This window comes from Amycolatopsis kentuckyensis (genome assembly GCF_041679295.1).
Classification (GTDB): Bacteria; Actinomycetota; Actinomycetes; order Mycobacteriales; family Pseudonocardiaceae; genus Amycolatopsis; species Amycolatopsis kentuckyensis_A.
In genome coordinates this window covers 373,181-385,126 of the sequence record NZ_JBGDMD010000006.1, presented here as the reverse complement: position 1 = coordinate 385,126, position 11,946 = coordinate 373,181, and the positions used below count along the sequence as shown (strand labels likewise).

At 70.8% G+C, this 11,946-nt stretch carries 12 protein-coding genes; 4 read left to right on the top strand and 8 right to left on the bottom strand.

Annotated elements, in window-relative coordinates; translation table 11 throughout:
* Window positions 1-75 precede the first annotated feature (75 nt).
* The 3 genes from ACERZO_RS26980 to ACERZO_RS26970 all read left to right on the top strand — a co-directional run bounded on the left by ACERZO_RS26980 (window position 76) and on the right by ACERZO_RS26970 (window position 2,697).
* Window positions 76-999 (top strand): ParA family protein, encoded by a 924-nt coding sequence (locus ACERZO_RS26980; RefSeq protein WP_372667896.1) that lies wholly within the window; start codon window positions 76-78, stop codon window positions 997-999.
* The gene (locus tag ACERZO_RS26975; protein ID WP_372667555.1) at window positions 996-1,994 is read left to right on the top strand and encodes a ParB/RepB/Spo0J family partition protein; all 999 of its coding nucleotides are present in this window, start codon (window positions 996-998) and stop codon (window positions 1,992-1,994) included. The genes ACERZO_RS26980 and ACERZO_RS26975 overlap by 4 nt, the downstream gene beginning before the upstream one ends.
* A gap of 79 nt (window positions 1,995-2,073) precedes the next feature.
* The gene (locus ACERZO_RS26970) at window positions 2,074-2,697 is read left to right on the top strand and encodes a hypothetical protein (protein WP_372667554.1); all 624 of its coding nucleotides are present in this window, start codon (window positions 2,074-2,076) and stop codon (window positions 2,695-2,697) included.
* Between the two features lies 1 nt (window position 2,698).
* Here ACERZO_RS26970 and ACERZO_RS26965 read toward each other — a convergent pair whose 3' ends face one another.
* Window positions 2,699-3,643: a D-alanine--D-alanine ligase family protein gene (locus tag ACERZO_RS26965; RefSeq protein ID WP_372667553.1), complete on the bottom strand. Its 945-nt coding sequence runs from the start codon at window positions 3,641-3,643 to the stop codon at window positions 2,699-2,701.
* A 26-nt stretch (window positions 3,644-3,669) separates the two neighbouring features.
* Window positions 3,670-4,989 carry an aminotransferase-like domain-containing protein gene (locus ACERZO_RS26960; protein ID WP_372667552.1) on the bottom strand — a complete coding sequence of 440 codons (1,320 nt, stop codon included), beginning with the start codon at window positions 4,987-4,989 and terminating at the stop codon, window positions 3,670-3,672.
* Window positions 4,990-5,179: 190 nt separating this feature from the next.
* Between ACERZO_RS26960 and ACERZO_RS26955 the strand changes: the two genes are divergently transcribed.
* Window positions 5,180-5,824 (top strand): GNAT family N-acetyltransferase, encoded by a 645-nt coding sequence (locus ACERZO_RS26955; protein WP_285477676.1) that lies wholly within the window; start codon window positions 5,180-5,182, stop codon window positions 5,822-5,824.
* 210 nt (window positions 5,825-6,034) lie between these two features.
* On the opposite strand, the gene ACERZO_RS26950 is transcribed toward ACERZO_RS26955, so the two are convergent.
* The 6 genes from ACERZO_RS26950 to ACERZO_RS26925 form a co-directional block, all read right to left on the bottom strand.
* The gene (locus ACERZO_RS26950; protein WP_372667551.1) at window positions 6,035-7,183 is read right to left on the bottom strand and encodes an N-acetylmuramoyl-L-alanine amidase; all 1,149 of its coding nucleotides are present in this window, start codon (window positions 7,181-7,183) and stop codon (window positions 6,035-6,037) included.
* A gap of 275 nt (window positions 7,184-7,458) precedes the next feature.
* Complete coding sequence (gene trxA / locus ACERZO_RS26945; protein ID WP_003082899.1) at window positions 7,459-7,782, bottom strand: thioredoxin; 324 nt, start codon at window positions 7,780-7,782, stop codon at window positions 7,459-7,461.
* 37 nt (window positions 7,783-7,819) lie between these two features.
* Window positions 7,820-8,812, bottom strand: a complete 993-nt coding sequence (trxB, locus tag ACERZO_RS26940; RefSeq protein WP_372667550.1) for a thioredoxin-disulfide reductase — start codon at window positions 8,810-8,812, stop codon at window positions 7,820-7,822.
* Window positions 8,813-8,889: 77 nt separating this feature from the next.
* Entirely contained in the window at window positions 8,890-9,669 is a 780-nt protein-coding gene (locus ACERZO_RS26935; protein WP_372667549.1) for a hypothetical protein, read from the bottom strand.
* Entirely contained in the window at window positions 9,666-10,289 is a 624-nt protein-coding gene (sigM, locus tag ACERZO_RS26930; protein WP_086679039.1) for an RNA polymerase sigma factor SigM, read from the bottom strand. The genes ACERZO_RS26935 and sigM overlap by 4 nt, the downstream gene beginning before the upstream one ends.
* A gap of 31 nt (window positions 10,290-10,320) precedes the next feature.
* Window positions 10,321-11,913 (bottom strand): hypothetical protein, encoded by a 1,593-nt coding sequence (locus ACERZO_RS26925; RefSeq protein WP_372667548.1) that lies wholly within the window; start codon window positions 11,911-11,913, stop codon window positions 10,321-10,323.
* Window positions 11,914-11,946 lie beyond the last annotated feature (33 nt).

Here is an 11,946-nt window from a genome sequence, read left to right as displayed (position 1 = left end):
GGCCGCGATGTTCCACGTGAAACGACGCGACTCGACCACCGACCAGACGTCAACATGGAGGAGGTGTCGAGACCGGTGAATCCCCCGCCGTCCGACTCCACGGAGACCACCCCCGACGTGGGCTGGACCCCGATCGCCGAAGAAGCCGCCCGCGCCGCTCGCCTGCTGAACCCCGAGAGGACGCTTCCCCGCCCCGGCCGTCGTCGCGTGCTGACCGTCGCCAACCAGAAGGGCGGCGTCGGCAAGACCACGAGCACGGTCAACCTCGCCGCCGCGCTGGCCGTCCACGGGCTCAAGACGCTCGTCGTCGACCTCGACCCGCAGGGCAACGCGAGCACCGCGCTCGACGTCGACCACCGGTCCGGGACGCCGTCGATCTACGAGGTGCTCATCGGCGAGGTGACGCTCGCGGACGCCGCGCAGCCCACCGAACAGTCCCCCAACCTCTTCTGCGTCCCCGCGACGATCGACCTCGCCGGCGCCGAGATCGAGCTCGTCTCGATGGCGTCCCGCGAGTCGCGGCTCAAGGAGGCGATCTCCTCGGAGATCCTCGACGAGATCGGCGTCGACTACGTCTTCATCGACTGCCCGCCGTCGCTCGGCCTGCTGACGGTCAACGCGATGGTCGCCGCGCAGGAGGTGCTCATCCCGATCCAGTGCGAGTACTACGCACTCGAAGGGCTCGGGCAGCTGCTGAGCAACATCGAGCTCGTGCAGCAGCACCTCAACCGCGAGCTGCACGTCTCGACGATCCTCCTCACCATGTACGACGGCCGGACCAAGCTGGCCGACCAGGTGACGAACGAGGTGCGCAACCACTTCGGCGACACGGTCCTCAAGACCGTCATCCCGCGCAGCGTAAAGGTCTCGGAGGCGCCCGGGTACGGCCAGACCGTCCTCGCTTACGATCCTGGTTCGCGCGGTGCGATGAGCTACGTCGACGCGGCCAAGGAGATCGCCGAGCGCGGCGCACAGCTGGAGAAGGGTAGTTCGACATGACCGAGCGCCGAGGAGGGCTGGGGCGCGGCCTCGCCGCCCTGATCCCGACCGGACCCGCCACGGGCGGCCCCCTGCCCGCGGCCGGGGATACGGCCGCGGACAAGAAGGCGGCCGAGGACAAGGGCTGGTTCGCGGCCAACGGCCAGGCGAAGACGCACGGCGGCGAGGTCGCCGGCGCCGTCTACCGCGAGATCCCGGTCAGCTCGATCAAGCCGAACCCGAAGCAGCCGCGTCAGGTCTTCGACGAAGACGCGCTCGCCGAGCTCGAGCACTCGATCCGCGAGTTCGGGCTCATGCAGCCCATCGTCGTCCGCGAGCTCGGGAACGACGAGTACGAGCTCGTCATGGGCGAGCGCCGGCTGCGCGCGTCGCAGCAGGCGGAGCTCGAAGCGATCCCGGCGATCGTCCGGCAGACCGCCGACGAGTCCATGCTGCGCGACGCGCTCCTGGAGAACATCCACCGCGTCCAGCTGAACCCGCTCGAAGAGGCGGCGGCGTACCAGCAGCTGCTCGACGAGTTCGCGGTCACGCACGAGGAGCTGGCGAGCCGGATCGGCCGCAGCCGGCCGGTCATCACCAACACGATCCGGCTCCTGAAGCTCCCCCTGCCGGTGCAGCGCCGGGTGGCCGCGGGCGTCCTGTCCGCCGGCCACGCCCGCGCGCTGCTCTCGCTGGAGGACGCCGACAGTCAGGAAGAGCTCGCCGCGCGCATCATCGCGGAGGGCATGTCGGTCCGGGCGACCGAGGAAGCCGTCACGCTCAAGAAGAGTGAGAAGCCGGCCAAGCCGAAGCCCGCGCCGCGCAAGCCGATCCAGGCGCCGGGGCTGCAGGAGCTCGCGAACCGGCTTTCGGACCGGTTCGACACCCGCGTGAAGGTCGACCTCGGCCGCCGCAAGGGGCGGATCACACTCGAGTTCGGCTCGGTCGACGACCTCGAGCGGATCGTCGCGATCATCGATGCGAACGGGACGAATCAGACACCGAAAACCGATTAGGGATCACCCCGGGGTGTTTCGTCACGGTGATGATTGCGGAGGGATCACTCCGCCGCGACGCTGAGCAACGGGGGAAAACGTGTGGGATCCGACCGGTTCGATCGGCCGCGCGCTCTGGATCGGCGGTGCGCAGTGGGCGGGGAAGTCGACCGTCGCCCGGCTGCTCGCCGTCCGGCACGGGCTGACGGCGTACAACTACGACTATCACGACGCGCGCGGCCACAACGATCGGTTGCTCGCCACCGGCGCACCCGCGCGTGATCCCGAACGGACGTGGGTGCGCTCGACGCCGGAAGAGATGGCGGCCGCGTCGCGCGAGATCTTCGCGTTGCGGTTCGAGTGGGCGCTCGACGACTTGCGCGCACTCGTGTGCGGCCGGCCGTTGCTCGCCGAGGGGTGGGGGCTGCGCCCGGAGCTCGTCGCGCCGCTGCTCGACTCGTCCCGCCGGATGGTGGTGATGGTGCCGACCGAGGAGTTCCGGCAGCACCAGCTGAAGTCCCTGCCGCGGGCCGGTGCGGTCACGGCCAAGGTCAGCGATCCCGTACTCGCTCAGCGGAACCGGATCGCGCGGGACCGGCTGCTCGCCGAAGACGCCGTCCGCAGCGCACGCGAACACGGCGTCCGCGTGCTGGAGGTCGACGGCTCCCTGAACGCAGAAGAAGTGGCCGGCCAGGTGGCCGACCACTTCAGTCCGTACCTCTGAATCAGCGGGAGATCGCACGCCCGATCAGTTCACCGAACACCGTGCCGAGGGACTTGCCCGCGGCCTCGATCGCCATCGGGACCGTCGACGTCTCGGTGAGACCCGGCGACGGGTTCACTTCGAGGAAGTACACCGTGCCGTCGGACGCGACGACCGCGTCGGTGCGGGAGATGTCCCGGAGCCCGAGCACGCGGTGCGCGGCGACGGCCAGCTCGGCCACCGCCTTGGCCGCGGCGTCGTCGAGGCGGGCCGGGGTGAAGAAGTCCGTCAGGCCGGCCGTGTAGCGGGCCGTGTAGTCGTACACGCCGCTCTCCGGGACGATCTCGACCGCGGGCAGGGCCTCGGGGCCGTTCTCGCCCTCGATGACCGTCACGGCCACCTCGACGCCGTCCACGAACCGCTCCGCGAGCACCGTGTCGCCGTACGCGAAGCAGCCGACCATCGCCGCCGGCAGCTCCGCCGCCTCGCGGACCACCTGGGTGCCGAGCGCCGAGCCGCCCTGGTCGGGCTTGAGGATCAGCGGCAGGCCGAGGCGCTCCACCATGGCGTCGAGCACCGCTTGGGCGCCGAGCTCGCGGAACGTGCTGTGCGGCAGCACCACCCAGCCCGGCGTCGTGAAGCCGGCGTTCTCGATGAGCGCCTTCGCCGTCGGCTTGTCCCACGCGCGGCGGCAGCCCTGGGAGCCGGTGCCGACGAACGGCACGTCCAGCATCTCCAGCACCGTCTGCACCGAGCCGTTCTCGCCCTCACCGCCGTGCAGGGCGACGACCACCGCGTCCGGCCGCTGGGTGCGCAGGCGTTCCAGCAGGCCCGCGTCGGTGTCCCACTCCTCGATGCCGAGGCCCTCGGACTTGAGCGCCGCGGAGAGCCGTCGCCCGGACCTCAGCGAGACGTCGCGTTCGTGCGAAAGCCCGCCGGCGAGCACGGCAACGGTACGGTCGACCACCGTAGGAACTCCTTAGCTGAAAAGAACTAGACCGTGTCCGGGGACGGGTTCTGCGGTCCCTGGATCTGGCGCGCGCTCACGTTACCGAAGGTGCGGGCCAGGTCCATTTCGGACTCGAGCACCGCGGCCAGCCGCCGCACGCCCTCGCGGATCCGCTCCGGCGTCGGGTAGCAGTAGGACAGCCGCATCTGCCGGCTGCCGAACCCGTCGGCGTAGAAGCCGGTGCCGGACGCGTACGCCACCCGCGCGGTCACCGCGCGCGGCAGCATCGCCTTCGTGTCCACGCCTTCCGGCACCGTCACCCAGACGTAGAACCCGCCGTCCGGCTTGGTCCACGAGCAGCCCGGGGGCAGGTACTGGTCGAGCGCGGACAGGATCGCGTCGCGCCGCTCGCGGTAGTTCTCGCGGAACTTCTTGATCTGGCCCTTCCAGTCGTGCGTGGCCAGGTAGCGCGAGACGATCATCTGGTTGAACGTCGGCGGGCACAGCGTCGCCGACTCCGCGGCCAGCACGAGCTTCTCGCGCACGGCGTGCGGCGCGAGCACCCAGCCGACGCGCAGGCCGGAGGCGAACGTCTTGGAGAACGAGCCGAGGTACACGACGTTGTCGGGGTCGGTCGAGCGCAGCGCCGGGTACGTCTGACCGTCGAACCCGAGCAATCCGTACGGGTTGTCTTCGACGACGAGGACGTTGTGCTCACGGCAGATCTCCAGGATCTCCGCGCGCCGCTCGACGGCCAGCGTCACGCCGGCGGGGTTGTGGAAGTTCGGGATCGTGTAGAGGAACTTGACCCGGCGGCCGGCCTTCTCCGTCCGGTCGAGCGCCTCGCGCAGCAACGACGGCACCAGGCCCTGGTCGTCCATCGCGACGTGCACGACCTGCGCCTGGTACGCGGCGAACGAGCCCAGCGCGCCGACGTACGAGGGGCCTTCGGCGATGACGACGTCACCCGGGTCGCAGAACAGCCGCGTGACCATGTCCAGGCCCATCTGGGAGCCGACGGTCACCACGACGTCGTCCGGGTGGGCCTTGATGCCCTCCAGCGCCATGATTTCGCAGATCTGCTCACGCAGGACCGGGACGCCGTGCGCCGAGCCGTACTGCAGCGCGACGAGGCCGTCTTCGGCGATGATCTCCGCGACCTGCGCCGACAGCGTGTCGAGCGGGAGCGCCGCCAGGTTCGGCATGCCGCCGGCCAGCGAAACCACCTCGGGCCGGCTGGCGACCGCGAACAGCGCCCGGATCTCGGAGGCGGTCATCCCGGCGGTGCGCGCGGCGTACCGCTCGAGGTGCGGGTCGAGGTTCTGACGGCCGCTGTGCGGCTTGCTGGGGCGGTTCTCGGTCATCGACGATTCACCCGGGGCTCGATTGACAGATCCTGTCGAGTGTAACCGTGCACCCATCCGGGACCCCTGGCCTTTCGGCGCTCGTCACATCGGCCTATCCTCGACTGTGGCTCCTGTGTCGTGCCCGCGGTCGAACGCGGCTTGACGGCCGGGCGGCCGGTCGGGAGCAGCAGGTCAGGGGAGGTCGCGGGTGTCGCGTCGCGTCGTGGGCGTCACACTGGACAACCTGGAGCACCTGCCGAAGAGCTGCCGCAGGTGCGTGTACTGGGAGCTGGCCCCGCACCTGAAGAACCAGGCCGAGGAGTTCGGCGCCACCGAGGTCGAGAAGGAAGCCTGGGTCTCCAGCGTTCTGCTCGAGTGGGGTTCCTGCGGCCGCATCGTCTACAGCGACACGCTGCCGGTCGGGTTCGTGCTGTACGCCCCGCCGAACGCCGTCCCGCGCTCGCTGGCCTTCCCGACGTCCCCGCCGAGCGCGGACGCGGTCCTGCTGACGGCGTTCCAGGTCCTCCCCGAGTTCCGCGGCGGCGGCCTCGGCCGGATGCTGGTCCAGGCGGTCGCGAAGGACCTGACCAAACGCGGCGTCCGCGCGATCGAAGCGTTCGGCGACGCCCGCCCCGACGAGACCGACCCGGACGGCGGCCACAGCTGCGTGCTGCCGGCCGCGTTCCTGCAGAGCGTCGGCTTCAAGACGGTCCGCCCGCACCAGAAGTGGCCGCGGCTGCGCCTGGAGCTGCGGTCGGCGATCACCTGGAAGGAAGACGTCGAGGCGGCGCTGGAGCGGCTGCTCGGCCAGGTGACGATCACGACGGCCGAGCCGAGTCTCGGCCGCGCCTGACCCCCCCCCGCAAACGTTTGCGCCCGTGCTCGACCACGGGTCTGACCCGCGTGTGCACACATGTGGAAGAAGTGCCGAGTTATCCACAGAGCGCTGCTAGGCGCGGTGGAAAAGCTGTGGATGACTGCCCGGAAACCTGGGGACGCACCGCGTGCGTCCCCAGGGGTGGTGGGGCAGGTGAAGGTGAGCCGCTAGGGGTTGTGGTCGGCCCTATTCGGCCTTGGCGAGCTCGTGCGCCAGGACGTCGGCGAACGTGAACGTTCCCGTCGGCTGGTCGCCCTCGCCGAGCAGGTACAGGCGCTTGACGGCGATCAGGATGCCCTCCGCGACGATGTCGCGGAACGCCGGGTCGCCGAGCTTGCGGGCGTCGTCCGGGTTCGTCAGGTAGCCGATCTCGATCCGGACCGCCGGGCAGCGCGTGCGGGTGAAGATGTCCCACGACTTGTAGTGCGTGCGGTTGTCCTGCAGGCCGGTGCGGGCCGCGACCTCACGCTGGATGAAGCCGGCCAGCAGCTCGCCCACCGTGGACGTCGTGCCGTTGCCGTTGCCGAAGTGGAAGCTCGCGACACCCTGCGCGCGCGGCGACGAGTTCTTGTCGCTGTGCAGCGAGAGGAACAGGTCCGCGCCCGCGTCGTTGGCGAACTTGGCGCGTTCCAGCTCGGTCGGGCTGTGGTTCGGGCCGCGGGAGATCAGCGCCTCCATGCCCGTGGCCTTCATCCGGCCTTCGAGGCGGCGCGCGAGGTCCCAGGCGATGTCGGCTTCGCGCAGGCCGCCGGCGACCACGCCGAGGTCGTCGCCGCCGTGGCCCGGGTCGATCACGATGCGCTTGCCGCGCAGGCGCGGACCGGCCTGGCGCACCTGCTCCTGCTCGCGCAGGAACACCGGGCGCCCGCCCCTCGCCCGCGGCGAGGACAGGCGGTGCAGCTCGCGGATGGTCGCCGGGCCGCACATGCCGTCCGGCGTCAGGCGCATGTCGCGCTGGAACGTCTTGAGGGCGCGCTCGGTGGCCGGGCCGAAGTAGCCGTCGGGGCGGCCGGCGTCGAAGCCGAGCTCCGTGAGCCGCTCCTGGAGCGTGAAGACGTCATCGCCGTGCACGGGCGACGCGATCATGTAGGACAGCGGACGGCTGCCCAGGTGGTAGCTGGCGCCCTTGAGCGCCTGGAAGGTCGCCGGACCCACGATGCCGTCGGTCATCAGCCCACGGCGCTGCTGGAAGGCACGGACGGCGTGCTCGACGGCGACGTCGAACGTGTCGTAGGCGTCGGTACCGGTGACCGGCGGGAGCAGGTCCATCCCGGCCAGGATGGACCTGATCTCGGCGACGTCCGGACCGGCGTCACCGCGGCGGAGTACCCGCATGCACTCCTCGCTCTTTCCTAGGGCACCGACTCGGGGGCTCGGTGCGGGGTAAGAAAACCTTCGCTGGGACGGGCCCAGGTCCTCTATTGTGCCTTGCCAACTCTCGGTGACAGCGCAGGCCCGGTAGGTCCGTCAAGGGCCCGATCGTGGAGTACCCCCGGTGGCTCCGGTCACGCTCGATTCACCCACACCGGTCACATTCCCCCGAACGAAGACGGACCCGGGGTCCACGAGAGGGTTCTCGCAGGCCCCGGGTCCGCCGGGAGTACTGGAACTCAGAGAACGTCGGCGAGGTCCGACAGCAGCGCGGCCTTCGGCTTGGCGCCCACGATCTGCTTCACCGGCTTGCCGCCCTGGAACAGGATCAGCGTCGGGATCGACATCACCTGGTAGTCACGCGGCGTGTTCGGGTTCTCGTCGATGTCGATCTTGGCGATGGTCAGCTTCTCGCCGTTCTCGGCCGCGATCTCCTCGAGCACCGGGGCGACCATCTTGCACGGGCCGCACCAGGTGGCCCAGAAGTCGACCAGGACGGGCTTCTCGCTGGTCAGGACCTCGTCGACGAACGTCGCGTCGGTCACCTTGACGGTGTTGGCCATGGTTTCTCCTCCAAGGGGGTGGTGTTGCGCCGGAAAGTCAGTTGGTGCCCGCGCCGTAGCCGCCGCCGACGAGCTCGGGCGCCTCGTGCGCGTCCGATTCGCCGTGCTCCGCGAGCCATCGTTCCGCGTCGATCGCGGCGCTGCACCCGGAACCGGCGGCGGTGATCGCCTGCCGGTACGTGCGGTCCACCAGGTCGCCGGCCGCGAACACGCCGTCGAGGTTGGTGTAGGACGTCCGGCCCTGGGTGACGACGTAACCGTCCTCGTCCAGGTCGACCTGCCCGCGCACGAGCTCGCTGCGGGGGTCGTGACCGATCGCCACGAAGAAGCCGGACACGTCCAGCGTCGACTCCGAGCCGTCCTTGGTGTCCTTGAGCTGCAGGCCTTCGACCTTGCCGTCGCCGAGCACCCCGGTGATCTGCGAGTTCAGCTTCCACTTGATCTTCTCGTTCGCGCGGGCGCGCTCGAGCATGATCTTGGACGCGCGGAACTCGTCGCGCCGGTGCACGACCGTGACGGACTTCGCGAACTTCGTCAGGAAGGTCGCCTCCTCCATCGCCGAGTCGCCACCGCCGGCGACCACGATGTCGTGGTCGCGGAAGAAGAAGCCGTCACAGGTCGCACAGGCCGAGACACCGCGGCCGAGCAGCTCCTGCTCGCCCGGCACGTTCAGGTACCGCGCCGCGGCACCCATCGCGAGGATGACCGCGCGGGCGGCGTAGCGCTTGCCGTTCGCGACGACGTACTTGACGTCCCCGGTCAGCTCCAGCGACTCGACGTCCTCCGCGCGCAGCTCGGCGCCGAAGCGCTCGGCCTGCTTGCGCATCTCCTCCATCAGGTCCGGACCCATGATGCCGTCGCGGAACCCGGGGAAGTTCTCGACCTCGGTCGTCGTCATCAGCGCGCCGCCGAACTGCGTGCCCTCGAACACCAGCGGTTCCAGCTGGGCTCGTGCCGCGTAAACGGCAGCGGTGTATCCGGCAGGACCCGACCCGACGACGATCAGGTTCCTGATTTCTTCGGCAGCCACCCGTGACCTCCGCTCGTAGTGACCTGTACCAGGCTCAACACGATCGTAGGTGGCCATGTTCCCCGGGGTGACAGCCGCTACTTCTCCCCGACGACCTTGTCGAACAGGACGGCCGGATTGCCCGGTCCGCAGTCCGCGCCGAAGGCCACGAGCCGGAACTGGGCGAGCTTGCCGGTGGTCAGGATGATCATGACGCCGGCCTTGCCGCCGACGTTCACCGGGCGGATGCCCTCGGGGCGCACCTTCGGGTCGAGCCCGGCGGCCGCGATGCACGCGTCCAGGCGGTCTTCGTTCTGCAGCGGGCCGAAGTCGCGGACGCCGACCGCCTTGCCGATCAGGGCCTGCGCGCCGCTGCCGTCACTGCCGACCGAGGGGCCCGTCGGCGCCGGGGCCGCCACGTTCGGCGTGCCGCTCTGCTGCGGGGTGTTCGGGATCGCGATGGTCACGGCGACGACCGCCGCCGCGGCCGCGGTCAGGACGCCGGCGGCCCAGCCGAGCCGCTTGTTCCGCCGCCTCCGGGCCGCCGCGAGGTCCACCACCTGGGCACCCTGCGGTGCCGGAGCTGCCGGCCGGGCGTCGGGAAACTTGGCCGCTGCTTCGGCGGCCAGCGCCGCGTCCAGCCGGGCCGCGAACTCGGCGGGCATCGGCGGGGCGGGCGCGTCGGCGAGCGAAGCCAGATCGGCTTGCGTCGCGTCGAGGGCGGCCAGGATCTCCCGGGCCTCCGGATCGGCGTTGACCAGCGGCCACAGCTCGGCCGCCTGAGCGTCCTCCAGCACACCGGCGTGGAGGTCGGCGAGCACGTCGACAGACCAGGGCGGACCGATGGTCCCCCCGATCCCCCGGCTTTCGTCCGTCATCGTCCCTCCCCGCTACCCGGCTGACGCCCGGCCCGTTTGCTTTCGTGAGTTGGGACGTTCGCAATCGCATCGGGGTTCCGCAGGTGCCCGAGAACCTTCGCGAGTTTTCCGCGGCCCCGCGCGCATCGGCTCTTCACGGTGCCTTCGGCGATACCCAGCATCTTCGCCGTCTCGGCGACCGAGTAGCCCTCGACGTCGACGAGCACGATCGGCGCGCGCTGGTCCTCCGGCAGCTGGTCGAGGGCCTCGCGCACGAGCAGGCTCGTCTCGCGCTCGGCCATCGAGTCGCGCGGGGTGGCCGGCTCGTTGAAACCGGTCTCCGGCAGCGGCACGGTCGGGCGGGCCTGGCGGCGGCGGATCCGGTCGAGGCAGGCGTTCACCACGATCCGGTGCAGCCACGTCGTGACCTGCGACTCCGCGCGGAACTTGTCGGCGGCCCGGAACGCCGAGATGAACGCGTCCTGCAACGCGTCGGCGGCCTCTTCCGGATCGCGGACCGTGCGCAGGGCGACCGCCCACATGCGGTCGCGATGTCGCTGGACGAGTTCGCTGAACGCATGGGGGTCCCCCGCGGCGTGAGCCGCTATCAGATCCGCATCCGTGGGAGCTGCAGCTGTCACCCGCAAGAGCCTACTGACCCTGTCGGGTGCGTCACCCCGCAGGCAGGAACGCCAGGTCGGCGATCTCCGTCTGGAACTTCCCGTCCTCGCCACCCAGCTGGGTGATCCAGACGATGAAGTACTCGCCCTGCGTCGGCTGGGCCAGCGGGATCGTCGTTTCGCCGTCCTGCAGGTCGCCGTTGCCGACGACCTTCGTGTCGTCGAAGTCCGGGTTCTTCTCGGTCGCCGAGCGGATCTCGACCTTGGTGCCCGGGGTACCGCCTTCGACCTTCACCTGGCTGAGGTTGACCGGGTCCTTGAAGGTGACGACCAGCCCGACGCCCGGCTTGATGGCGGGGAACTGCTGCTTGTACTGCTCGGTCCGCCACTGGGTCTCGGGCTTGCCGTCGGTCGCGTACTTCGCCCGCGCGGTGTTGTCGCCCTTGCCGTCGGGGTTGTAGACCGCGACGGCCTGCGGCTTCACCTCGGCGCCCACGGCCGGTGACGGCGGCGGGGCCGGCGCCGACGACGACGCGGGCGGCTGCCCGGCGGGCTGGCTCGACGCCGGCGGCGCGGCGACGTTGATCGTCGGCCCGCTCGCCTTCGAGTCGCCCTGGAAGACGTTGATCAGCATCAGCCCGCCCCAGGCGAGGATGACGACCGTCGCGACCACCAGCACGGTGACGCCGAGCGCGAGCTTGCGGCGCCGGGCGACGTCCTTGACCGGCTTCTTCGTGGTCCAGACGGTGCCTTCGCCCTCGGCCGGGTCCCCGCCGACGGCCTTGATCAGCTGGGTGCGCTCTTCCTCCTCGGCCACCTGGTCGAGCATGCGGAGGATGGCCGCGCTGGTGCGGATGCCGCCGTTGCCGCCGTCCTCGATCGTGCGGACGGCCAGCGACGACAGGTCGGCCGGGACCGTCGGCACCAGCTGGCGCGGCGGGACGATCCGCCCCTGCGGCGACAGCGGGGCCGGCTGGATCGCGGGCGGGCCGCCGGGCAGCGCCCAGCGCCCGGTCAGGAGCAGGTAGAGGACCGCGCCGAGCGCCTTGACGTCGTCGCGCAGCGTCGCCTCCGGCAGCGGGCCGGGGAACGCGAGCTTCAGCGCGCCGTTCGGCGTCAGCCGCAGCCGCTGCGGGTGGTCGAGGCCGAGGACGAGCCCGTTCTGGTGGGCCTGCTCGACGGCTTCGGCGAGCGCCTGCACCATCCGCGCGGCCGCGGCGGGGGCCACCGGCCGCTGCGCGACGAGGTCGACCAGGTCGCTGCCCTTGGTCCACTCGGCGACGACGACGCCGAGCAGGCCTTCGCTGGAGGTGATGCCGCTGCCGAGCGCGAGCACGTCGAGCACGCGGGCGACGCCGCCGTGGCCGAACTTGGACGCGTGCGTGGCGCGTTCGAGGGTCCGCCGGGCCAGCCGGGCGGCTTCGGGATCGGCCGGGTCACCGACCAGCAGGGTCAGCGCGACGTCCCGCTTCAGCTGCCCGTCCCGGGCGCGCCAGAGGTGCGCGTCGCCCCGCTCGTCCACGCCGAACTGCGCGAGGAGGCGGTAGCGGCCGTCGCCGACCACACGCCCGGGGGCCAGCGATCCGACCTGGGCCTTGCCCACGTGGTTCGCACCCCCCGCCTGTTCGCTCCGCCTCGTGTCCACCCTCACTCGCTCCCGCTCGATCCCCGGTGTCGA